Below are 23,079 nucleotides of genomic sequence, written 5' to 3'. Positions count from 1 at the left end.
AATGGGAAAGTTCTACTTTCCATCCACAGGAGGCACTCGTGGCCGACGGACCGCTCATCGTCCAGTCCGACAAGACCGTGCTCCTCGAGGTCGATCACGACCGGGCGAACGAGGCGCGGCAGGCGATCGCACCGTTCGCCGAGCTCGAACGCGCCCCCGAGCACATCCACACCTACCGGGTGACGCCGCTGGCATTGTGGAACGCCCGTGCCGCCGGTCACGACGCCGAGCAGGTCGTCGACGCGCTGGTCTCGCATTCCCGGTTCGCCGTCCCGCAGGCGCTGCTCGTCGACATCGTCGACACCATGAGCCGTTACGGGCGCCTCCAGCTGGTCAAGAACCCCGCCCACGGCCTGACCCTGGTCAGCCTCGACCGGGCGGTGCTCGCCGAGGTCCTGAGAAACAAGAAGATCGCCCCGATGCTCGGTGCGCGCATCGACGACGACACCGTGATCGTGCATCCGAGCGAGCGCGGACGCGTCAAGCAGATGCTGCTGAAGATCGGCTGGCCGGCCGAGGACCTCGCGGGGTACGTCGACGGCGAGGCCCATTCGATCTCGCTGGACTTCGAGACGAACCCCTGGCACCTGCGCGACTACCAGGAACTGGCCGCCGACTCGTTCTGGTCGGGCGGCTCGGGTGTCGTGGTGCTGCCGTGCGGCGCCGGTAAGACGATGGTCGGCGCGGCCGCGATGGCGAAGGCCGGCGCGACGACGCTCATCCTCGTGACGAACACGGTCGCCGGGCGCCAGTGGAAGCGCGAGCTGATCGCCCGTACCTCCCTCACCGAGGACGAGATCGGCGAGTACTCGGGCGAGAAGAAGGAGATCCGCCCGGTCACCATCGCCACCTACCAGGTGATCACCCGCAAGTCGAAGGGTGAATACCGCAATCTCGAGTTGTTCGACTCCCGCGACTGGGGGCTGATGATCTACGACGAGGTGCACCTGCTGCCGGCGCCGGTCTTCCGTATGACCGCAGACCTGCAGTCCCGCCGCCGCCTCGGTCTCACCGCGACCCTCGTGCGCGAGGACGGACGCGAAGGCGACGTCTTCTCGCTCATCGGCCCGAAGCGGTTCGACGCGCCGTGGAAGGACATCGAAGCCCAGGGCTGGATCGCCCCCGCCGACTGCGTGGAGGTCCGCGTGACCCTCACCGACGCCGAGCGCATGGCGTACGCGGTCGCCGAGCCCGAGGAACGGTACAAGCTGTGCTCGACCGCGCGCACCAAGATCCCGGTCGTGAAGTCGATCCTCGAGCAGCACCAGGACGCCCCGACACTGATCATCGGTGCCTACATCGATCAGCTCGACGAGCTCGGTGAAGCGCTCGACGCCCCGGTCATCAAGGGTTCGACGAAGACGAAGGAACGCGAGGCGCTGTTCGACCGGTTCCGGTCGGGCGAGCTGAAGGTGCTCGTCGTGTCGAAGGTCGCGAACTTCTCCATCGACCTGCCGGAGGCCTCGGTCGCGATCCAGGTGTCGGGCACCTTCGGTTCGCGTCAGGAGGAGGCCCAGCGTCTCGGGCGGCTGCTGCGTCCGAAGCACGACGGCGGGCAGGCCCACTTCTACTCCGTGGTCTCGCGCGACACCCTCGACGCCGAATACGCCGCGCATCGCCAGCGGTTCCTCGCCGAGCAGGGTTACGCGTACCGGATCACCGACGCCGACGACCTGCTCGGACCTCAGATCGGCTGACGCGGAGCGTCCCTGCGCGACGCGTCACAGGGACTTCGTGTCACTGCGGCCGGTATTCCTGTTCGGGACGGCCGGTGGTGCCGTAGCGCAACTGCATCCGCAGGCGTTTCTTCGCGACGAGCGCCGCGAGATAGCGCTGTGCGGTCGCGCGCGACACCCCGATCGTCACGGCTACCTCCCCAGCCGACATCGGTTCCGGTGATTCCCGGAGCGCCTGCATCACGAGCTCTTCGGTCATCGAACGCGAGGGTGCCGGGCGGGCGGCCGGCAACACCGGCCGCAGTGCGGCCAGCGCCGTGTCGATCTCGGTCTGGGTGAGCTCCTCCCCCGCGACGACCCTGCGGTACTGCGCGTAGGCCGCCAGCCGCCGGGCCAGTTCGGTGCTTGCGAACGGCTTGACCAGATACACCAGCGCACCGGCGGTGAGTGCCGCGCGCACCGTCGTGCCCTCGCCGGCGGCACCGAGCACGAAACTGTCGCATTCGAGGCTCCGGATCAGGTCGATCCCGGAGCCGTCCGGTAGGTACACGTCCACGAGGGCGAGATCGACGGGACCGGCCCGAACGGCGTCCCGGGCCGCCGCGATGCTCCCGGCGACCGCGCAGACCTCGAATCCCGCCACACCCGAGACCACGGAGGCGTGGAGTTCGGCGACCCGGAAGTCGTCGTCGACGACGAGGACCTTCAGATCCGTTCCGCCCATCCCGTGTCCCTTTCGTCGAGCATCCCGGGCAGCGTCGCCAGGAAGACCGCACCCCCGGTCGGATTCTCCGGCGTGCGCTGCCCGCCACGGTCCGCCAGCACGACGTCGCCGCCGTGCAGCCGCGCGATGCGCCGTGCCAGCGCCAGCCCCATTCCCCGGCCACCGGGCACCGTCGGATCGCTGCGGGTCGTTGCGCCCTCGGCGAAGACGTCGGGCAGCGCGGGATCGACGCCGTCGCCGGTGTCCGCGACACTCACGTGCAGGTCGGCACCGTCCTCCATCAGTTCCACCTCGACCTCGGCCGGAGCGCGCCCGCTCGTGCGTGCCGCCTCGATCGCGTTGTCGAGCAGGTTGCCGAGCACCGTCGTGACGTCGACGGGTGCCCGCACGGTGGCGTGCGCCCACGTGTTCTCGCCGAGCACGAGCGTGACTCCCTGCTCGCGCGCATGCGCGGCCTTCGCGACGAGGAAGGCGTGCAGGTACGGGTCGGTGATCGCGTCGATGCCCTCGAGCTGCTCACCGAGCGGACCCGAACCGAGGATCTGTTCGATGTACTCGAGCGCCTGCTCCGCATGCCCCCGGCGGAGCAGTCCGTCGAGCAGGTGGAGCCGGTTCGCGAACTCGTGCCGTTGGGCCCGCAGTGCCGTACTCATCGCCTTGACCGCGTCGAGTTCGCGCGTGAGCGTCTCGATGTCGGTCCGGTCCCGCACCGACATCACCGTGCCGAGATCCCGGCCGTCGCGCACCACACGCCGCGAGACGGCGACGACGACCCGGTCGCCGGTGGTCGCCGCGACCGGGATGCCCTCCGCGGAGCGCAGCACGTCGAGCAACCGCGGGGTCATTCCGAGGGTGTCGACACTGCGACCGATTCCGTCGTCGAGATCGAGCAGACGACGCGCCTCGGCGTTGACGACGGTGACGTTGCCGCGGGCGTCGGTGCCGACGACCCCGTCGGAGATCCCGTGCAGCACGACCTCCTGTTCGCGGACCAGCTCGGTGAGCTGCTCGGGTTCGAGTCCCAGAGTGAGCCGCTTCCAGCGGTTGGCGAGCAGCAACGATCCGACAGCACCGCACACGAGTGCTGCGAGCGCGATCAGGACGGCATCGGCGAGGTCGCTGCGCAGGTCGGCGCGCACCCGGTCGGTGGCGATGCCGACGCTCACCTCCCCGACCACCCTGCCCGAGACGGGATCGCTCACCGGCACCTTGGCCCGGACCGAATCGCCGAGCGTGCCCGACTCGCTGGTCACGACCTCCCGTCCGGCGAGTGCCTCGGTGGGGTCGGTGCTCACCCTCCGGCCGAGCTGCTCCGGATCGGGATGCGCGAGCCGGAGTCCCTGGTCGTCGGTGACCACGACGAACAACGCTCCGGTGGCGGTGCGGACGGCCTCGGCGGCCTCCTGCACCGCACCGGATGCGAGTTCCGGGTTGTCCGGGGAAACCACCCCGTCGTCGGCGGCCGAATAGCGTGCGACCTCGTCCCGCACGGTCGGGTCCGCGGACACCGACCGTGCGATCGCGAGCGCCCGCTGACCGTGCTCGTCGGTGACTCGGTCCTCGGTGGTGGTGGCGAACACCGTGAATCCGATGCCGAGTGCCACCGCCACCACCGCGGACTGGAGCAGAAGTACCTGGGTGCGAAGTTTCACGGCGTCGCTCCCGTTCGTCCCATCCGTCCAGTGTGGCCCGGGGCCGATCTCATCCGAACGGAATCTGCCCGAGTACCACCCCGACGACGAGCATCACGACCGACACCACTCCGGCGCGCCACAGCACCTTGCGGTGATGGTCGGCCAGTGGCACCCCGGCGAGGGTCACCAGCAGCAGAATCGCCGGGACCAGCGGGCTCTGCATGTGGACGGGCTGTCCGGTGATCGATGCGCGCGCCATCTCGACCGGTTCGATGCCGTACTGCGCTGCCGTCTCCGCCAGCACCGGGAGCACCCCGAAGTAGAAGGCGTCGTTGGTCATGAAGAAGGTCATCGGGATGCTGAGCAGGCCGGTGATGACGGCGAGGAACGGGCCGAGTGCGTCGGGGACGACGCCGGTGAGCCACAACGCCATCGATTCGACCATGCCGGTGCCTTGGAACACGCCGGTCAGGACGGCGGCGGCGAACACCATCGCGACGACCGACACGATGCTCGACGAATGGCGTGCGATCGCGGCGGACTGATCGACGACGCGAGGGAAATTCACGGCCAGCGCGATACCGGCCGCGATCATGAACAGCACGGGGATCGGCAGGATGTCGAGGCCGAGGACGACGAGCAGCGCCACCGTGAGGATCGCGTTGAAGGGCAGCAGACGCGGACGTAGGGTCGGACGGTCGGGGTCGAGTCCGGCAGCCAACCGACCGACCTCCCCGTCGGTCGTATCGGTGCCCTTTCCGACCGTCGTACCCACTCCGGACGGACCAGCGCCGAGCGGCATCAGGTCGGGCTTCCACGTGAGCTTTCCGAGACGGCGACGTTCGACGAAGCCCAGGTGAGCAGCGAAGCCCAGCACGACCACGAGTCCGACGACGAGCGACGGGATCATCGGGACGAACACGTCGGACGGGGACAACCCGAGCGCGCTGGCTGCACGGACCGTCGGCCCGCCCCACGGGATGATGTTCATCGTGGCGTTCGCCAGGCCCGCGACGACGGTGAGGACGACCGGGCTGACCTTCAGTTTCAGGTAGAGCGGCAACAGTGCGGAGGTGGTGATGATGAACGTCGTGGACCCGTCCCCGTCGAGGGAGACGACCATCGCCAGCACAGCGGTTCCGATCACCAGTCGTGCCGGGTCGTCGCGCACGAGCCGCAGGATGAGCCGCACGAGGGGGTCGAACAGGCCGACGTCGATCATGATGCCGAAGAAGATGATCGCGAAGAACAGCAGCGCCGCTGTGGGGGCGAGACTTTCGACGCCGTCGACGATCATGTCGCCGATGTCGGTGCCGGCTCCGGCGATCAGGCCGAACGCGACCGGGATCAGGATCAGGCCGACGACCGGGGTGGCCCGTTTCGACATGATCAGGTACATGAACGTGGCGACCATCAGGAAGCCGAGGACGACGAGCATGGCGGTGCCCACTTTCTGACGTGATCGGGGCCGGTCCGGGCACACGTCGACCACGGGTCGCGGGCGCGACCGGAGGTTCGGTGTGGGGGTCCGGCTCGAAGCCGTGAGGGTTGTGTGATCTCTGCTACAGCAGAGTGTGTGGCCACGTCCCTCACCGAGTCACCGTTGCGCGCGAAAGCGCCGTTGTGCGCATTCTGCTCGAGCCCGTCGTGGTCGGGCTCGCCGCCGGAGGCCGACAGTGGTCGGCCCAAGGGCTCCAATAAGCTGGTGGCGTGCGCCGCTTCGACTTCCCTGTGGACCTGCCCCATGCCAAGGCCGTGAACCAGACCCTCGCGGATGTCCGTCGTCTGCGGTGGTCGGCGATATTCGTCGGCCTGGTGTGCGTCGCGGGTGCGGTGGGTCTGTTCCTGCTCGGCGAAGCCTGGGCGTACATCGTCGCCGCCGTGCTGGCGGTCGCGGCCGCGACGTCGGTGTGGGTGGCGCTGTGGGCGCCGCGCAAGGTGGGGACCATCGAACAGCTCTACCGCGACAGCCCTCTCGTCCCGGCCGTCGTCGCCGCCGAGCGTGCCCGCGGGTTGACGCTGCTCGCGCTCGTCGACATCGCCAAGCCCGAGACGTCCGGCCGGCACTTCGCCCTGGTCACCCGCAACGTGGAGGCGGTGCCGGGTCACCGGATCGCGATCGGTGAGCGCGTGCCGTGTGCCGCGGTCCTTTCCGACCGCACGACCCGCAACGACTCGGGGGTGTGGCAGATGGTCGGCCCCATGCCGATCGCCTGGGGTACCCGTGATCAGAAGGTCATCGCCGACGCGGTCGCGCAGATCCCCGAGGTGGAGTGGCGCGTGCTGAAGGACAAGCTGAAGATGGTGGACCAGGTCGATGCCACCGACGAGCGTCGCCTCGAACTGGCGAGCAAGGAACTGCCGCCCGAACTGCGGTGACGGGGGCGTGCCCCGGGACGTTGTGGGTCGCCGGATTGTCGGCCGACGACCCACACGGCCCGTGAACGGCTGGCCCCTCCAGCTCTCAGGGGCAGTGGGCATCACGCGAGGTGCGGGAGCACTTCCTTCTCGAGCAGTTCCAGCCCCGAGGTGTCGTAGGCGGCCTCGGGAACGTAGAAGATCGCGTACTCGAGCCCCTGCTTCTTCAGCGCGGTGAGGTTCTCGACGATCTGCTCGGGGGTGCCGACGGCGGGCATCCCCCGGAAGGCGTCGAGCGCCCCGTCGGCCTTCTCCGCTCCGACGATCGGTTCGAGACGGGCCCGCAGTGCCTCGAGCCGGTCCTGCACCTCGGCTTCGGTGCGGCCGATCGCCACGTTGTAGTTGGCCGATCGCACGATGGCGTCGAAGTCGGTGCCGACCTCGGCGCAGTGCTCGCGCAGGATCTCCGACTTGCGCGCGAACCCTGCGGGTGTGCCGTCGAAGTTGGTGTACTGCGCGTACTTCGCGGCGATCTTCAAGGTCACCTTCTCGCCGCCGCCGGCGATCCACAGCGGAATACCGCCCTCCTGCAGCGGAAGCGGGCGGACGATGGCTCCGTCGACGGTGTAATGCCTACCTGAGAACGTCGCGGAACCCGTGGTCCACGCCTGTCGGAAGATCTGCACGCCCTCGTCGAGTCGGCGCAGCCGCTCACCCGGCGACGGGAATCCGTAACCGTATGCGCGCCATTCGTGTTCGTACCATCCGCCACCGATCCCCATCTCGATGCGCCCACCGGAGATGATGTCGGCGGTGGCCGCGACCTTCGCGAGATAGGCGGGGTTGCGATAGGCCATGGCGGTACACATCTGGCCGATGCGCACACGCTCGGTGACGGCGGCGAAAGCCGACACGAGGCTCCATGCCTCGTGGGTGGCCTCGTCGGTGGGCGCAGGGACGGTGTGGAAGTGGTCGTACACCCAGATCGATTCCCACGGTCCGCGATCGGCGCGGAGCGCGAGATCGCGCATCACCTGCCACTGGTCGGAGGGGTCGATGCCGACGAGGTCCAGTCGCCAACCTTGGGGGACGAACAATCCGAAACGCATACGTGTCCTAGGGTCGAAGTGACGTTGTGCAGTGCCGGTTCGGCCGGCGCCACCTGTTCCAGTGTGCGCCGCGGCCATGGCGAGTATCGCGGAACGAAGCGGAACATGCAGGCCGCTCCGAGCAGAGCCAGACCGCCCACGGTCAGGGCACCGGCGGCCAGGGACAGGGTGGCGACGGCTCCGACGGCGAACGGACCGACGAACATGCCGGTGTCGTGGGTGAGCCGCCAGGCCGCCAGGAACTCTGCCCGGGTCGCAGGTGGTGCCGTGTCGGCACCGAGCGTCATGATCACCCCGTTGCCCAGACCGTTGCCGATGCCGAGCACCACCGCGACCGCCGCGAGAGACGCCAGGTCGTCGGCGACCGGCAGGATCAGGAAGGCCACCCCGATCACGAGCAGCGACGGCACCGCGACGGCCCGTCGCCCGTACCGGTCCATCAGTTGCCCGGCCGGATACGAACAGAGCAGGTCGACGGCACCGCCGATCCCGAAGACGATCGAGACGGTGGCCGCGTCGAGTCCGATATGACTCGCCCACAGCGGCAGCACCGCTTCGCGCGATGCCCTGGCCGCACCCATCAGCAGCGACGCGACGCCGAGTGTGCCGAGCAGTCGGCGGTGCCGTCGCAGGATCGTGCCGAGCGAGGTGTGCGTGCGCTCGCCGGTTCCGGCGTCCGTTCGTCGCCCGGGGTCCGGCGCCCGCGCCATGAGGACGCCCGACAGCACCACACCCACGGCCTGTACCGCGAGGCCGCCCCGAACTCCCACAAGGTGGATGACACCGGCGCCGAGGAACGGACCGAGGAAGAAACCGAGTCGCCACATCGTGGCGAAGGCCGCCATGGCCCGTGCTCGTCGCTCGATCGGCACGGCCTCGGCGAGATAGCTCTGTCGCGCCAGACCCCACACCGCGTTGGCGAACCCGGTGAGCACCGCGCCCGCGGCGAGAACCGCCGGTGTCCAGGCCGTGAGGGAGACCAGGACACCGACGGTTCCCAGGGCGGTACCTGCGAGGATCGCGCGACGCTCCCCCAACCGCGCGACGATGCTTCCCGCCGGCAGGTCGCCGATCACGGCGCCGAGCGCGACGAGTGCGACGACCACCCCCGCCACGGGCACCGACGCGCCGAGTTCGCGCGCGAGCAGTGCCACGACGGGGGCACCGGCACCCTGGCCGATCCCGAAGATCGCCGACGGCACGAAGACCGTGGTGATCAGCGATTTCGGGTCGAATCCCTCCGTCATGCGGCCACGACTCGGGGCTCGGACGGTTCGGCGGGGATCACTGGTCGGCGCGCCACCGCGACAGGCGGCGTTCGATCGCGACGAGGACGCCGTTGAAGACGAGCCCGACGAGCGAGATCGCGATGATGCCCGCGTACATGTCGGGGATCCGGAAGTTCAGCTGCGACGCGGTGATCAGGTAGCCGAGACCGGCCTTCGCGCCGACCATCTCGGCGGCGATGAGCACCAGGATCGACGATGCCGCCGCCATCCGGACACCGGTGAAGATCGTCGGCACGGCCGCGGGCAGCACGACCTTCTGGAACAGGCGGTGCGCCGGAAGACCCAGCGATCGCGCGGACTTCACCAGCAGCGGATCCACCGTGCGCACACCGGAGATGGTGTTGAGGAGGATCGGGAAGGTGCACGCATAGATCACCAGCGCGACCTTCGAGGTCTCCCCGATACCCAGGATCAGGATGAACACCGGGAGCAGCGCGAGGGCGGCCGTGTTGCGGAAGACCTCCAGGATCGGGTTCAGCAGATCCGCGACCGGCTTGTACCAACCGATCGCCACCCCGAGCGGCACCGCGATCGCGACGGCGACGAAGAACCCTACGAGCGCGCGGGACAGGCTCGCCGCCAGATGGTCGGCGAGCTGACCGTTGCCGATCAGGTCGAGGAACGCTCCGACCACGGTGGTGAACGGCGGCAGGAACACCTCGTCGACGAGCCCGACCCGGGGAGCGATCTCCCACAGCGCCAGGAAGGCGACGATCGCGACGGCCGGCTTGACGAAACGCCACACCAGGGCACCGGTACGCCGCCCGACGCTGCGCACCGGGGATCCGGCCGGCGTGACTGCGGGTGTGATGCGGTCGTCGAGCTCGGGCTTCGTCAGAACGGCACTAGTGCTGGACATGCTGGGCCTCTTCCGTTGCTGTGGCGAGTTCGAGGTCGTGCGCGCGGGCCACCTCCGAGTGCAGCAGCGACCAGATGTCGTGCCGCAGTGCCCGGAATGCTTCGCTCGAGCGGACGTCGTCGACGTTCCGGTCGATGTCGACGTCGACGACGGTCTTGATCCGACCCGGTCGGGATGTGAGGATCGCGACGCGCTGTCCCAGATAGACGGCTTCGTCGATGCCGTGGGTGATGAACAGGATCGTCTTGCCGGTCTCGCGCCGGATGCGGAGCAGTTCGTCCTGCAAGGATTCGCGGGTCTGGGCGTCGAGTGCCGCGAACGGCTCGTCCATGAGCAACACTTCGGGATCGAAGGCGAGGCTGCGTGCGATGGCGACGCGCTGCTTCATGCCTCCCGACAACTCGTGCGGGTAGCGGTCGCCGAATCCGTGCAGGCCTACGAGATCGAGGTAGTGCCCGGCGAGATCGCGACGCTCCCGCTTGGGCAGACCCTTCGCCTCCAGACCGAATTCGATGTTGCTACGGGCCGTGCGCCACGGGAGCAGTGCGTACTGCTGGAAAACGATTCCACGATCCAGGCCGGGGCCAGAGATGGGCCGGCCGTCGAGCAGGATCTGCCCCGAGGTCGGTGTGGTGAGACCACCGAGAAGGTCGAGCAGGGTGGACTTTCCGCAACCGCTCGGTCCGACCAGGACGAGGAACTCCCCGTCGGCGAGGTCGAGACTGATGTCGTCGAGCGCGGTGAAGGTGTCGTTCGTGCCGCGCACCGGGAACTTCTTGGTGACGTGGTCGATCCGAAGTTTGGGCTCGCTCACTTCGCCTCCTCGAGGGGTTCGCCGTTCGGGCCGCTGGTGGGCTCGTAGGTGCCGTTGGCGTAGGGGTTGAATTCGTTCGTGTAGACGTCGTCGAGTTCGATCTGCCCTTCGTCGAGCTCGCCGTTGCGCGTGAGCCAGTCGATCCACGTCCGGATCTCCTGGTCGGTGATCACCCCACCGGGGCCGGCGACGCCGGGGCTGCGCCAGTACGCGACGAGGCTCGTCGACTCGTTGCGTCCGCGACCGTCGATGATCTCCTCGAACTTCGCAATCACCTCGTCGCGCGGGGTCACCTGGGTCCAGCGGATGGCACGGGCCGTGCCCTGCACCAGGTCGGCGACGACATCGCGGTTCCGCTCGATGAAGTCGTTGCGGAACACGAGTGTCCCGTAGGAGAACGACCCGAAGAGGGACTCGTCGGTGAACAGCGGCCGGATGCCGCCCCGTTCCACCGCGGTCTCGCGGAACACGCTGCCGAGCGTCCCGACGTCGATCTGTCCTTCGCGCAGAGCCTGCTCGGTGTTGACGGGCGGGACCACGATGAGCTCTACCTGCGCGATCTCCTCGGGGGTCAGGCCCTGCTGAGCGAGCCACTCCCGCACCAGGAATTCGTGGTGAGCACCGAGGGTGTTCATCCCGACCTTCTTGCCGATCAGATCGCGCGCGGTGCGGATCGGGCTGTCCTCGAGGACGAAGTAGCCGTTGAAGGTCTGCTCGTCGGACCCGTAGTAGGCGAGCACGGAGGTCAGCGGTGAGTTGCCGGCCTGCGCCTTGATCACGGCACCGTTGAACGCGCCGCCGAAGTCGACCTGGTTCGTCGCGGTGTTCTGGAGCGACTGGGGGCCGTTGCCGTTGTCGCCGATCCATTCGAGCCCGACGTTCTCGAAGTATCCGAGCGCTTCGGCGAGTTCAGGGAACCCGACCTGTCCGGCCGAGCCCTCGTAGCGGAGAACGGTCTTGCCGTCCGCAGTGGTGGTGGCCTCGGAACCCGAGCAGGCCGTGGCGACGGAGGCGAGGGTGAGGAAGGCTGCAGTCGCAGCGACGACGCGCAGCAGATTTCTGCGCAGGGCGGATGCGGGCATCAGGATTCGAGTCCTCGTGTCGGCCCGTGGTGCGGGCACGGTGATGTGATGCCCGAGCATGCCGGGCACGGTGATGTGATGCCCGAGCATGCCGGGCACAGCGAACTACGCACCGGCGGTGCGGTGATGGGCGCTGCTGTTCGTCAGCGGCAAGAGATGTGGTTGTCTCTCAGCGACAACACAACCGACACTCGGACACGGTCCGTCCCCCTTCGAAGTTCTGCGACCGTGACAGCATCCCCGACCCGCGTGCAGGATCGCAACGATTGTGCGCAGCGTGATCGGAAGTGGCCGATTCCTGCCCCGCGCACGGCGAAGGCCGACACATCGACTGTGCCGGCCTTCGTTGCAGTAGGGACGATGCAGCAGGGTCAGGAGCGGAAGAGCGAGAACAGGCTCCGCCGGCGCCGTCCGCCGTCCGCGTTGCCGGAACTGCACGTGCAGCGATCGGCTGCGGGAACGGACGCCATCACGGCGTCGACATGCTGCCCACACCCTCCCCAGCCGGTGCTACCGCAGGTCGGGCACGTCACGGGAAAACACATGAGAATCTCCTCGTATCGATTGTCGTATGGGGGTCAGGCGGACAGGCGGGAAGCGACCCAGGCGTTGTAACCGCCGAGCAGGTCGGTGACGTTCTCGAAACCCTGCGCACGCAGCAGTGATGCCGCCACGCTCGAACGCCACCCACCTGCACAGTGCACCACGATCGGTTTACCGACCGGTACCTGTTCCAGACGGGCGCGCAACTGTGCCAACGGAATCGGAACCGATCCGGGAATCACACCGGATTCGCGTTCACCGGGATTGCGGATGTCGACGAGGGTGACCGCATCGTCGGAGAGCAACCGGTCGAGTTCTTCGACCGTCGTCCGTCGGGCGGTCTCGATCAGGCCGGTGAGTTCGGCGGGGAAGACACCGTCGCGATCGACGTTCAGATAACCTGCCGCACCGTCGGATCCGATGCGGGCGAGACGCACCGCGGCATTCTGTTCTTCACCGGGATAGGTGATCAGCACGATCCTCTCACCGACCTCGGCGACCATGCCGCCCGTCTCCGCGAAACGGCCGTCGAATCCGACGTTCACCGAGCCGCGCAGGTGCCCGGCGGCGAAGTCGTCGACACCACGCGCATCGAGAACACGTGTGCCGGCGACGAGTTCGTCTTTCACCTGTTCCGGCGTCAACTCGGGAATCGCGCGGTCCTGCACCAGGAGCGGGTGCATCCGCTTGTTCATCGCCGCGTCGACCGAGAAGTACGACGGAGCTGCCGGCTGACCTTCGGTGACCAGGCTGACGAAGTCGTCCTCGCTCATGGGCTGCACGGACGGGTTGGTGGCGCGCTGCTCGCCGATGGTCGAGGTCAGTTCGCTCGACAGGTTCTTTCCGCACGACGAACCGGCACCGTGAGCAGGCATGACGACGACCTCGTCGGGCAACGTCAGAAGCTTGTCGTGCACGGTGCGGTACATCGCCCGGGCCAGATCGCCGGTCGAGCCGTCGCCGAGGTTGACCAGGTCCGGGCGTCCGACGTCGCCGATGAACAGCGAGTCGCCGGTCAGAACTGCGGCCGGAACGGCGCCGGGGTGTTCGCGCACCAGCACCGATATCGATTCCCAGGTGTGGCCCGGGGTGGAGAGGATCTCGAGTTCGACCTCACCGAGGGAGATCTTCTCGCCGTCGCGCAACCGCCGGATCGGGTAATCCGTCTCGGCGGATTCACCGAACCCGATCCACGCACCTGTGGCGTCGCCCAGTTCGAGGTGACCCGAGACGAAGTCGGCGTGGAAGTGGGTGTTGATCACACCTTCGATCCCCAGTCCGTACTTCGCTGCGTCGGAAAGATATTCGTCGATGTCGCGGCGGGGGTCGACCACGACGGCCTTTCCCGTGTTCTCGTCGCCGATGAGGTAGGACGCGTGGGAGAGGCACTCGATGTAGTACTGCTCGAGAATCATGGATTCCTCCGAATGAGTCGATTCGACCTCGTTGTGGACAAGCCTGTCATATACCCCCTAGGGTATGTCAAGTACCCCCGGGGGTATCGAGATAGAGGCACGGCCTTCGCGCAGCGACCGTTCCCGTCTCCCCTCCCGATCCCCATCCCACCGAAAGGCACCCATGACCGAGTCCTCGACGACCACCATCGACCCGAACACCCTGCGCGAATCGCTGAATGCCGCCGGCCACGTGCGCATCGTCGACGTCCGTACACCGGGCGAGTTCGAGTCGGTGCACATCCCCGGCTCCTACAACGTGCCGCTCGACCTGCTGCGGGAGCACCGCGACGAATTCTGCGCACATCTCGACGAGGGCATCGTGCTGGTATGCAGATCCGGACAGCGCGCAGGGCAGGCCGAGCAGACCTTGCGGGCAGCCGGCCTTTCCCACATCCGCATCCTCGACGGCGGCATTCTGGCGTGGGAATCAGCCGATCTCCCCGTCAACCGCGGTTTCGAACGGTGGGATCTCGAACGCCAGGTCCGGCTGGTCGCCGGTTCGCTCGTGCTGTCGTCGATTCTCGGCAGCGTCGCAGCCCCGAGACTGAAGTGGCTCGCGGCGGGAATCGGTGGCGGGCTGGCTCTCGCGGCCCTGTCGAACACGTGCGCAATGGGCCTGCTGCTCGCCAGGCTTCCGTACAACCGCAGCGCCGCGTGCGACGCGCAGGCCGTCGTCACACAACTGATCGCATCGAAGCAGCCGACTCCATCCGACTACCGGGAGTGAGCGCGCCCGACGTGGAGACGACCATGACACTCGCATTCGGTTTCGGTGCCGCGATCGGCGTACTACTGGGCCTGCTCGGCGGTGGCGGCTCGATTCTCGCAGTGCCGGCACTGGTCTTCGGCATGGGGCTGAGCATCGAGGAGGCCATCCCGATCTCGTTGATCGTCGTCGGCGCAGCTTCGACGGTAGGTGCGCTGCCGAAGGTGCGGGCCCGTCAGGTCCAGTGGCGGCTGGCCGGCATCTTCGCTCTCACCGGTCTGCCCGCCACCTTCGTCGGCAGCGCGGTGGGACGGTTGCTCCCGGAGCGCGTACTGCTCGTCGGATTCGCGGTGGTGATGGTGGTGGCGGGAGCGCGGATGCTCGCCGAGCGTGGGAACACCGGGACCGCGTGCTCGACGGGCGGTTCCGGGATCGACTGGCGCCGATGCGTTCCGCGCTCGGCGTCGGCAGGCCTGACAGTGGGTTTCCTCACCGGCCTGTTCGGTGTCGGCGGCGGATTCCTCATCATCCCGGCCCTGGTCCTGCTTCTCGGCGTGACGATGCCGGTCGCGGTGGGCACCTCGCTGGTGGTCATCGTCGCCAACTCGGCTTCCGGACTCGTCTCGCACCTGAGCGGCACGAGCATCGACTGGTCGATCACGGCCGCCTTCGCAGGGGTGGCGATCGTCGGCTCGCTGGTCGCGAGCCGGTTGGGTTCCCGTATCGACACGGGTCGACTACAACGCTGGTTCGCATTGCTCGTGTTCGCGGTGGCTACCTACGTGCTCGTCGATGCCGTCTTCCTGCGACAATAGCCCGCAACATACCCCCGGGGGTACACTGACGGCAGGTCTACGAAAGGACATTTCCATGGTCGGCGACGAAGACAGCATCGCACTGGTACTCAACCGGTTGCGCAGAGCCCAGGGCCAGCTCGCCGGAGTGATCTCGATGATCGAACAGGGCCGCGACTGCAAGGACGTCGTCACGCAGCTCGCAGCCGTGTCGCGCGCGTTGGACCGCGCCGGATTCAAGATCGTGGCAACCGGCCTGAAGGAGTGCATGAGCGGCAACGCCGAGGAGGGCAAGGAGCCGATGACCGAGGCCGAGCTCGAGAAGCTCTTCCTCGCCCTGGCCTGACCGGCGCTTCGAGAGGAAGGCAGAAATTCATGGCACTCGCACTGACGGCCACCCTGCGCACATCGTTCGGCGATGCGGTCGAACGCACCCGTAAAGCACTGTCCGAGCAAGGGTTCGGGATTCTCACCGAGATCGACATGAAGGCCACCCTGAAAGCGAAACTCGGTGAGGACATGGAGGATTACGTGATCCTCGGTGCGTGCAATCCGCCGCTCGCCCACCGTGCGGTGACGGTCGATCGGCAGATCGGGCTCCTGCTCCCCTGCAACGTCGTGGTCCGCACCGACCCCGAGGACCCCGACACCGTGGTGGTCGACGCGATGAACCCGCAGATGATGGTGCAGATCGCGGACAGTCCGGGACTCGCAGATGTGGCCGATGACGCCACCACCGCCCTGCAGGCCGCCATCGATTCACTGAAAGCGGACACGGTGGCGGACTGACAGACGCGCTGCGGAGGTCGACGACGACGAGGCGCTCGCCTCGATCGCCGGCAGTTCCTCGTTCCGATGGTGCTGCCGGACTACGGCTCGACGCGGTAGTACCGGCCTTCTTCGTCCAATCGCGTACGCAGCGCTTCCAGCACCGGCCGCTGCCCCTTGTGCAGTTTCGTCTCGGCGTCCGCCGCGACGATCCAGCGCGCATCGTCGACCTCCGGGATCGTGATCCGCTTACCGGACTTCGGCGGCCATTCGACCTCGCACGTGTTGCTCTCGACGAATTCCAGCTCGTCCGTCGTCTCTCCCGCGTAGATGCTGACGATCTTGCCGGACGACTGCCGGTAGCGACCGAGCAACGACAGCGGCACGTCCGGCGGTTCGACCCCGCACTCCTCGGTGAACTCGCGCAGGGCGACCTCCCGGGGGTCCTCCTCCGGCCCGTACTCCCCCTTCGGCACCGACCAGGCCGCTTCGTCCTTCCCCTTCCAGAACGGGCCGCCGGGGTGGACGAGCCACACGCTGAGCAGACCGGTGTCGTCGACGCGGTAGAACATCAGACCTGCGCTGGTGACGGCCATCATTGCTCCTGTATGCCTGCGACAGGTTGACGGAGAATGGTTTTCAGCTTCTCGGGGGCCGTGCGGCGAGGGTCGGACAGATAGATCTCGTGGTGGTCGCCGGCGAACGTCACCCCTCGTTCGGGCATCACCTGCGTGTGCAGGCACTGCAGGACGGGGCCTTCGTCGTCGTACGGCCCGACGTGCAGGATCTGCAGCGCCCTGCCCTCCGCCAGCCGGAACGGCCGCACACGCGGCAGCGACGGGAGCGGGTTCTTCTTCGCCCTGGCCTTGTCGCCCGCCGTCTCGATCGCGTCGTTCATCATGTCGTCGGTGATCCAGGGCGGCTGCGCGATGAGCATGCGCCACGACCAGGAGTCCTTGTCCCGAGTGAGGAAGGTGGTCATGTCCTCACTCCACCACAGGCCTTCGAGAGGTCCGACGACGAAATCCCGCCCGAGTTCCTTCTTGGAGGTGAACTTCAGGGTGTACGCCACCGAGTAGAGGGCCTCGACGGCATCGGCGTACTCCTCGGAACCGTTCGGATCACCCTTGCCGTCCACGGCGAGGTAGTCGAACTCGGGAGCGTGCACCTCGGCGAAATCCTCGGCCGAGCACGAGTACAGCTCGCGGTGCTCACGCTTGATGTCGTATTTGTCCACGGCGCCCCTTCCGTTCGAGGACGAGAATAGGCGCCCGACAGCATCCGTACGCGCGATCGACACCCCTTCGCCCCGCAGCCGATCGCGTCTAGCATCGTCCCCATGCTCGACGAGAGCACCCAGAAGACATTCGAGGAGAACCGCACCCACCTGCTGTCGGTGGCGTACCGCCTCACCGGCAGCATCGCCGACGCCGAGGACGCCGTGCAGGACGCATGGCTGCGACTCGTGGGCGCGGATGTCTCCGAGGTGCGCGACCTGCGTGCCTGGCTGACGACAGTCGTAGGACGGTTGTGCCTCGACAGACTGCGCTCGGCCGCGGTGCGCCGCGAGACCTACGTGGGCCAGTGGCTGCCCGAACCCGTCGTGGCGCCCCTCGGCTCCCTCGCTCCCCCGGACCCGCTCGACGAGATCGTGCGCGACGAGGACAACCGCCTGGCCGCGCTCGTCGTCCTCGACAGCCTGACACCGGCACAGCGCGTGGCGTTCGTGCTCCACGACGCGTTCGACATCTCGTTCGACGACATCGCCCGCATCCTCGGCGTCGCCACCCCGACCGCCCGCCAGCTGGCCTCCCGCGCCCGCCGTACGGTCTCGGCCGTTCCACCGCCGAGTTCACCGGCCGAACACGAGGAGGCCGTCGGGCGGCTCGTCGCGGCCTTCGCGGGCGCCGACCTCGACGCCGTCGTCGCCGCGCTCCATCCCGACGCCCGCATGATCGGCGACGCCGGCGGCACGACCCGTACGGCGCTGAACGTCGTGGTCGGAGCCGAGAAGGTCGCGCGGTTCATCCTCGGACTGCTGCGGCTCTACGGAGCCGAGGCGTTGACGGCCTTCGAACCGGTCCTCGTCAACGGCGAGATGGGTCTGTTGAACCGCGGTCGCCCGGCCGAGGACGGTCGGCCGGGCTTCCCTCCGCGCGTGACGGCGTGGACCGTGCGGGACGGACGGATCTGGGCGGCCTACGACATCGCGAACCCAGAGAAGCTCGGACGCGGAGTGCTCCTGCCCGACAGCATCTTCGACTAGTCGTCATGCGTTCCCGGCTTCGTCGGCCCAGGGTACCCGGCAGGCGTCCGTGCTGAATCCCTGATCGTGGATTCCCAGCGCCGAGTTCATGCGCGCACGCATGTTCTCGAGCGCGATCTGATAGGTGAGTTCGACGACGCCCGCCGGCCCGAAACGACGCTCGAGGTCGGCGACCTGTTCGTCGGTGACCTCCTTCGCCACGTCGCCGGTCATCGCATCGGCATAGGCGATCGCGGCTTTCTCGTCGTCGCTGTAGAGATCGGAGGTCTCGTACTCGGCGATGTGGGCGAGTCGTTCGGTGTCGAGTCCGTCCAGTCGCTGCAGCATCGTCCCGAAGTCGATGCACCACGAGCATCCGACGGTCCACGCCACGCGGTAGACGGCGATCTCCCGGACCGCGGCGGGCAGGACGGTGGAGGCGCGTTGGGCGAGCATCTCGTGGACTCCGCTCGTACGCATCAACCGCGGATGGTGCGCGGCCACCGCGAAGGGTTCGGGGACCGAACCGAACCTGCGGCGGGCGAGCGCATACATCGCACGGGTCATCGGACCGGTGCGGTCGGGAGCGACGGCTTCGAGTCGTGCCATGACGGTGTCCTTCCGGTGCGACCGACGGATACTCCGCCGGTTCGAGGTGGCCTACATCATGGAGACGAGGCAGACCTCACGGATGTGACACCGCGGGCGCTACGCTGCAGGAATGGCTGATTCGACGACTTCGGGACGAGTTCGTACGGTCTCCCGGTTACGACCGTTCGCATCGACGATCTTCGCCGAGATGACCGAACTCGCCGTCCGGCACGGCGCGATCAACCTCGGGCAGGGATTTCCCGACGTCGACGGCCCGCCCGCAATGCTCGAGATCGCCCGCCGCGCCATCACCGAGGGGGTCAACCAGTACCCGCCCGGGTCCGGCATGCCGGTCCTGCGCGAGGCGATCGCCGCCGACCGCGCCGCACGGTACGGCCTGCGCCACGACCCCGAATCCGAGGTGCTCGTCACCGTCGGTGCCACCGAGGCGATCAGCGCCGCCATCCTCGGGCTCGTCGAACCCGGAGAGGAGGTGCTCCTCACGGAGCCGTACTACGACTCGTATGCGGCCTCGGTGGCGCTCGCCGGCGCGACGCGACGGACCGTGCCGCTGACCCGTTCCGGGAACGGTTTCGTGCTCGACGTCGACGCCCTGCGCGCCGCCGTCACCGACCGGACACGGATGCTGGTCGTCAACAGCCCGCACAATCCCACCGGCACCGTCCACGACCGTGAAGCGCTGACCGCCCTGGCCGAGCTCGCCTGCGAACGCGAACTGCTGGTGCTGTCCGACGAGGTGTACGAGCATCTGGTCTTCGACGGCCGCACGCACATCCCGCTCGCATCGTTGCCCGGCATGGCCGAACGGACGATCACGGTCTCGAGTGCCGCCAAGACCTTCAACGTCACCGGATGGAAGATCGGGTGGGCGATGGGCCCGCGCGAGCTGATCGACGGGGTGCGCGCCGCGAAACAGTTCATGACGTTCGTCGGTGGGGCGCCCTTCCAACCGGCGGTCGCACATGCGTTGACGCACGAACAGGAATGGATCGCGTCGATGCGCGCCGACCTCGAGCGCAAGCGAACGTTCCTGTCCCACGCACTCTCCGAGGCCGGCCTGAAAGTGCTCGACTCCGCCGGAACGTATTTCGTGTGCGCCGATCTGACACCCCTCGGCCGGACCGACGCGGTGGCCTTCTGCCGGGAACTTCCGGGCCGCATCGGGGTGGCCGCGGTACCGGTGAGCGTCTTCGTGGACGACACCGCGTCATGGAACCATCTGGTGCGCTTCGCGTTCTGCAAACGGGACGAGGTGCTCACCGAAGCGGTGGCACGTCTGAACGGATTGCAGGAGGCGCGCTAGATGTTGCGACCGACCATCCCGTCGGACTTCGTGTCGCGAGCGGTACAGGTGGGAGCCGAGGAGGGCATCGATCTGCAACCGGCCCTCGAGGCAGCACGCATCAGCCGCGCGGTGCTCACCCATCCCCATGCCCGGCTCACGCCCGCCCAGGTCAGTCGTTTCACGCAGGTGGTCTGGCAGATCACCGACGACGAACTCTTCGGCATCGCAGCGGCTCCCGTGCCCCGCGGCACCTTCCGGGTTATGTGCCTGACCCTCATCCACCGACCCGATCTCGACCACGCTCTGCAACGGATGATCGAGGTGAACCATGTCATCCGGTCCCTGCCGCAGTTGAGCCTGACCCCGGGTGCGTCCACCACCTTCCTGGACGTGGAACTGCCGGAGGTCGTGGACGACAAGACCCGCGTGGTGGTGGATTTCCTTCTCATGCTGCTGCACCGCTTCGCCGCGTGGCTGGTGGGTGGGCGTGTCCCCCTCGGGTCGGTGTTCCTGCCGTACACCGAACCCGATCCCGTCCTGGCCCGCAGTTACGACGCAATCTTCGGCGTGCCGGTGACCTTCGGTGCGGGACGGGCCGCGCTCGAGATCGACAATGCTGCACTGAAGTCGCCACTCGTGCAGACCGAGGAATCACTCGAGGAGTACCTGCGGGATTCTCCGAATCTCATTCTCTCCGAACGTGAATACGAGTCGACGGTGTCGTCCCAGGTGCGGCGGATCTTCGAATCGGGCATCGACGGCCGGACGGCGACCGCCGAGGACATCGCCGGCAGGCTCGCGGTGAGCCCTCCCCATCTGCGACGCCTGCTCCGCCAGGAGGGCACGTCGCTGGGGCAGTTGCGCGAGGAGGTCCTCCGCGACCTCGCGATCGCGGGCCTGAGACGCGGTGAAGCGGTCGACGATCTGTCGTCCCGGCTCGGTTTCTCCGAGCCGAGCGCTTTCCGCCGTGCGTTCAAGAGGTGGACCGGAAACACCCCTCGCGCATACCGAGAGCACCGCTGACGCGCGCCGGCTGCCGACCGTCGCGACGCCGCCGGATACCCGGCCGGTTCCGGAACGAAACTCGATTCGACCAGGAGTTATGGGCGAGGAGTCGGTACGCGGACATGTCGGGGCCCGGCTTGCATTCCTGCATTTTCAGTGGGAACGTCGGAAGCGAACCGTCATCGACTTTCGAGAGGGTGATCTACGAGCTATGCGCACGACCGTTCGCGACGACTATCCGACCCGCGGTCGCACCGCCTGCGAGTCCGTCGAGAGGAAGGATCCCGTCGTCTGGGGTTCGGCTGCCGGCGGGCCGCTCGACGCCGAGGCCGTGATCGAGTACGACCGCCGCGGGTTCCACACCGCCGAAGGACTTCTCGCCGCCCACGACGTCGGGAACCTTCTGGAGGAGACCTCACGACTCGGCCGGGAACTCGGCGACGACGACCGTGTGGTCCGCGAAAAGGGCAGCGGCGACGTCCGCTCGGTCTTCGACGTGCACCGGCTCAGCGATCTTGTGGACGCGATCGTCCGCAGGCCCGAAATCGCCGGAATCGCACGGCAACTGTTGGGATCCGAGGTGTACGTCCACCAGTCGCGGCTCAACGTCAAGCCCGGCTTCCGCGGTGGACCGTTCTACTGGCATTCGGACTTCGAGACGTGGCACGCAGAGGACGGCATGCCCAAGCCGCGTGCTCTGAGCATCTCGATCGCCCTCACCGAGAATTACGGCTACAACGGCGGTCTGATGATCATGCCGGGTTCGCACAAGACGTATGTTTCGTGTGCCGGTGAGACGCCCGACGACTACTACCGGGAGTCGCTGGTCACCCACGTTCCGCCGACAGGTTCGCCCGACGAGGACACCCTCACCCGTTTGGCCGCCGAGCACGGTATCGCGACCTTCACCGGCCCGGCGGGGTCGGCGACGGTCTTCGATTCGAACTGCATGCACGGTTCCAACGGGAACATCACGCCGTTCCCGCGCTCGAATCTGTTCGTCGTGTTCAACAGCGTCGAGAACACGCTCGTCGAGCCGTTCGCCGCCTCGAGGCCGCGTCCGCCCTATCTCGGCAGCCGCGATTTCACGCCGCTGAGGTGACCTGAGGCGAGAAGATCCCACGATGGTGGCCGGGACGGTCCTGCGGCGTCCCGGCCACCCGTCGTCAGGGGGACGGCGTGCGGCCCTTCGTGTCGATCGGCATCGCACGTCCGCCGGAGCCGAAGATCGCTCGCCGGAGGGTGAATCTGCCCAGGTCGGGGTTGTAGGACCGGTATGCCGCATACACGAGGACGTGGAGACGTGACTGTAGACGGATGAGCCTGAGGATCTCCGGCGTCAGGCGGCCGTGCAGTTCGAAGGTGTCGATTCCCGACTGGATATAGGCCGCGTACTCACGGGGCGGGGTGTAGGCCCGACGCGGCGACAGGTCGGCGTACAGATCGGTCAGCTGGGCGATCTCGATGTCCGCCTCGCGCAGACACAGTGCCAGGTCCAGATCCTCGTGGATTCTCGGGTCCGTACTGACGACCTCCCGGACACGCTCCCACGCCGAGCGTCGCAGCGCCATGTTCGCGCCGTGCAGATTGTCGATCCGCCGTTCCCCGCCGAATGTTCCTTGCGCGACCCGTTTGTCGATGTACCACTGTTTGAGCCTGCGGTAGGGGGAATCGTAGGAGTTGCTGAGTCCGCTGATCGCTCCCACCTCGGCGGTGTCGTCGCGGGCGAAAAAACTGCGGACGGTGTGCGCCCAATCGGGACGAACCCGCGTGTCCGCATCGATCCGTCCGATGAGATCTCCTGTGGCCGCGTCGTATCCGGCATTGCGCGCGAATGCGACACCCGGTCTTGGCTCGACGACCCGTCGCACGAGGGGCTCGCCGGCGGCGATGGCTTCGACGATCTGCGCGGTGCGATCGGTCGAATTGTTGTCAACGACCAGGATTTCGTGGAGCTCCGACTTCTGGGCGAGCAGCGCCGCAAGGCATTTCGCGATGTAACGCTCCTCGTTGTGGGCCGGCACGACGATCGACAACCTGTTCGTAGTCATGGAAACGACGCTACCGGACCGACGAGAGCCGGCGGTTCGTCATCGCTGACGACTCCGCCGGCCCTTCG

At 67.5% G+C, this 23,079-nt stretch carries 23 protein-coding genes; 10 read left to right on the top strand and 13 right to left on the bottom strand.

The genetic code is table 11. From position 1 onward, the window contains the following. Positions 1-38 precede the first annotated feature (38 nt). A complete protein-coding gene (locus NVV99_RS06305) occupies positions 39-1,697 on the top strand; it encodes a DNA repair helicase XPB (RefSeq protein ID WP_006551687.1) in 1,659 nt (552 codons plus the stop codon). 40 nt (positions 1,698-1,737) lie between these two features. Here NVV99_RS06305 and NVV99_RS06300 read toward each other — a convergent pair whose 3' ends face one another. From NVV99_RS06300 to NVV99_RS06290, 3 genes are read right to left on the bottom strand one after another with little or no spacing between them, the layout of a single operon-like run. Further along, entirely contained in the window at positions 1,738-2,400 is a 663-nt protein-coding gene (locus NVV99_RS06300; RefSeq protein ID WP_006551688.1) for a response regulator, read from the bottom strand. Then, positions 2,382-4,052: a sensor histidine kinase gene (locus tag NVV99_RS06295; protein ID WP_024103077.1), complete on the bottom strand. Its 1,671-nt coding sequence runs from the start codon at positions 4,050-4,052 to the stop codon at positions 2,382-2,384. Before NVV99_RS06295 ends, NVV99_RS06300 begins: the two co-directional genes overlap by 19 nt. A 49-nt stretch (positions 4,053-4,101) precedes the next feature. After that, on the bottom strand, positions 4,102-5,472 hold the full coding sequence (locus NVV99_RS06290; RefSeq protein ID WP_024103076.1) for a CitMHS family transporter: 1,371 nt from the start codon (positions 5,470-5,472) through the stop codon (positions 4,102-4,104). Between the two features lie 272 nt (positions 5,473-5,744). Between NVV99_RS06290 and NVV99_RS06285 the strand changes: the two genes are divergently transcribed. Continuing rightward, positions 5,745-6,413, top strand: a complete 669-nt coding sequence (locus NVV99_RS06285; RefSeq protein ID WP_024103075.1) for a DUF3239 domain-containing protein — start codon at positions 5,745-5,747, stop codon at positions 6,411-6,413. Between the two features lie 101 nt (positions 6,414-6,514). Here the strand turns inward: NVV99_RS06285 and NVV99_RS06280 are convergent, their stop codons facing one another. The 6 genes from NVV99_RS06280 to NVV99_RS06255 all read right to left on the bottom strand — a co-directional run bounded on the left by NVV99_RS06280 (position 6,515) and on the right by NVV99_RS06255 (position 13,503). Continuing rightward, positions 6,515-7,501 (bottom strand): LLM class F420-dependent oxidoreductase, encoded by a 987-nt coding sequence (locus NVV99_RS06280; RefSeq protein WP_024103074.1) that lies wholly within the window; start codon positions 7,499-7,501, stop codon positions 6,515-6,517. Beyond that, positions 7,423-8,748 carry an MFS transporter gene (locus tag NVV99_RS06275; protein WP_024103073.1) on the bottom strand — a complete coding sequence of 442 codons (1,326 nt, stop codon included), beginning with the start codon at positions 8,746-8,748 and terminating at the stop codon, positions 7,423-7,425. Before NVV99_RS06275 ends, NVV99_RS06280 begins: the two co-directional genes overlap by 79 nt. 37 nt (positions 8,749-8,785) lie before the next feature. Beyond that, the gene (locus NVV99_RS06270; RefSeq protein ID WP_024103072.1) at positions 8,786-9,649 is read right to left on the bottom strand and encodes an ABC transporter permease; all 864 of its coding nucleotides are present in this window, start codon (positions 9,647-9,649) and stop codon (positions 8,786-8,788) included. Then, positions 9,636-10,463 (bottom strand): ABC transporter ATP-binding protein, encoded by an 828-nt coding sequence (locus NVV99_RS06265; protein ID WP_024103071.1) that lies wholly within the window; start codon positions 10,461-10,463, stop codon positions 9,636-9,638. The genes NVV99_RS06270 and NVV99_RS06265 overlap by 14 nt, the downstream gene beginning before the upstream one ends. Then, a complete protein-coding gene (locus NVV99_RS06260) occupies positions 10,460-11,545 on the bottom strand; it encodes an ABC transporter substrate-binding protein (RefSeq protein ID WP_024103070.1) in 1,086 nt (361 codons plus the stop codon). Before NVV99_RS06260 ends, NVV99_RS06265 begins: the two co-directional genes overlap by 4 nt. Positions 11,546-12,123: 578 nt before the next feature. After that, positions 12,124-13,503 (bottom strand): rhodanese-like domain-containing protein, encoded by a 1,380-nt coding sequence (locus NVV99_RS06255; protein ID WP_024103069.1) that lies wholly within the window; start codon positions 13,501-13,503, stop codon positions 12,124-12,126. 163 nt (positions 13,504-13,666) lie between these two features. On the opposite strand from NVV99_RS06255, the gene NVV99_RS06250 reads away from it, so the two are divergent. From NVV99_RS06250 to NVV99_RS06235, 4 genes are read left to right on the top strand one after another with little or no spacing between them, the layout of a single operon-like run. Next, positions 13,667-14,272 carry a rhodanese-like domain-containing protein gene (locus NVV99_RS06250; RefSeq protein ID WP_024103068.1) on the top strand — a complete coding sequence of 202 codons (606 nt, stop codon included), beginning with the start codon at positions 13,667-13,669 and terminating at the stop codon, positions 14,270-14,272. A gap of 23 nt (positions 14,273-14,295) precedes the next feature. Next, the gene (locus tag NVV99_RS06245; RefSeq protein WP_260782768.1) at positions 14,296-15,066 is read left to right on the top strand and encodes a sulfite exporter TauE/SafE family protein; all 771 of its coding nucleotides are present in this window, start codon (positions 14,296-14,298) and stop codon (positions 15,064-15,066) included. A gap of 55 nt (positions 15,067-15,121) precedes the next feature. Then, the gene (locus NVV99_RS06240) at positions 15,122-15,391 is read left to right on the top strand and encodes a metal-sensitive transcriptional regulator (RefSeq protein WP_024103066.1); all 270 of its coding nucleotides are present in this window, start codon (positions 15,122-15,124) and stop codon (positions 15,389-15,391) included. A 29-nt stretch (positions 15,392-15,420) separates the two neighbouring features. Beyond that, complete coding sequence (locus NVV99_RS06235; protein ID WP_024103065.1) at positions 15,421-15,834, top strand: DUF302 domain-containing protein; 414 nt, start codon at positions 15,421-15,423, stop codon at positions 15,832-15,834. A gap of 80 nt (positions 15,835-15,914) precedes the next feature. Here NVV99_RS06235 and NVV99_RS06230 read toward each other — a convergent pair whose 3' ends face one another. Then, a complete protein-coding gene (locus NVV99_RS06230) occupies positions 15,915-16,409 on the bottom strand; it encodes an NUDIX domain-containing protein (protein ID WP_024103064.1) in 495 nt (164 codons plus the stop codon). Beyond that, positions 16,409-17,050 carry a GyrI-like domain-containing protein gene (locus NVV99_RS06225; protein ID WP_006551712.1) on the bottom strand — a complete coding sequence of 214 codons (642 nt, stop codon included), beginning with the start codon at positions 17,048-17,050 and terminating at the stop codon, positions 16,409-16,411. The genes NVV99_RS06230 and NVV99_RS06225 overlap by 1 nt, the downstream gene beginning before the upstream one ends. 102 nt (positions 17,051-17,152) lie before the next feature. Here NVV99_RS06225 and NVV99_RS06220 point away from each other — a divergent pair, with 102 nt between their 5' ends. Next, positions 17,153-18,079, top strand: coding sequence for a sigma-70 family RNA polymerase sigma factor (locus NVV99_RS06220; RefSeq protein ID WP_024103063.1), 927 nt, complete (start codon positions 17,153-17,155; stop codon positions 18,077-18,079). Between the two features lie 3 nt (positions 18,080-18,082). Here NVV99_RS06220 and NVV99_RS06215 read toward each other — a convergent pair whose 3' ends face one another. Continuing rightward, complete coding sequence (locus NVV99_RS06215; protein WP_006551714.1) at positions 18,083-18,667, bottom strand: carboxymuconolactone decarboxylase family protein; 585 nt, start codon at positions 18,665-18,667, stop codon at positions 18,083-18,085. A 112-nt stretch (positions 18,668-18,779) separates the two neighbouring features. On the opposite strand from NVV99_RS06215, the gene NVV99_RS06210 reads away from it, so the two are divergent. The 3 genes from NVV99_RS06210 to thpD all read left to right on the top strand — a co-directional run bounded on the left by NVV99_RS06210 (position 18,780) and on the right by thpD (position 22,062). Beyond that, on the top strand, positions 18,780-19,973 hold the full coding sequence (locus NVV99_RS06210; protein ID WP_024103062.1) for a pyridoxal phosphate-dependent aminotransferase: 1,194 nt from the start codon (positions 18,780-18,782) through the stop codon (positions 19,971-19,973). Continuing rightward, on the top strand, positions 19,974-20,978 hold the full coding sequence (locus NVV99_RS06205; protein WP_006551717.1) for an AraC family transcriptional regulator: 1,005 nt from the start codon (positions 19,974-19,976) through the stop codon (positions 20,976-20,978). It begins immediately after the preceding gene. A gap of 193 nt (positions 20,979-21,171) precedes the next feature. Beyond that, on the top strand, positions 21,172-22,062 hold the full coding sequence (gene thpD, locus NVV99_RS06200; protein ID WP_024103061.1) for an ectoine hydroxylase: 891 nt from the start codon (positions 21,172-21,174) through the stop codon (positions 22,060-22,062). 64 nt (positions 22,063-22,126) lie between these two features. Here the strand turns inward: thpD and NVV99_RS06195 are convergent, their stop codons facing one another. Continuing rightward, positions 22,127-23,011 carry a glycosyltransferase family 2 protein gene (locus NVV99_RS06195; RefSeq protein ID WP_024103060.1) on the bottom strand — a complete coding sequence of 295 codons (885 nt, stop codon included), beginning with the start codon at positions 23,009-23,011 and terminating at the stop codon, positions 22,127-22,129. Positions 23,012-23,079 lie beyond the last annotated feature (68 nt).

Origin of the sequence: Rhodococcus sp. PAE-6, assembly GCF_025290685.1 — a bacterium.
GTDB classification, from domain to species: Bacteria; Actinomycetota; Actinomycetes; order Mycobacteriales; family Mycobacteriaceae; genus Rhodococcus; species Rhodococcus pyridinivorans.
The sequence above is the reverse complement of the archived record's forward strand: the minus strand, read 5'-3'. Positions and strand labels throughout refer to the sequence as shown.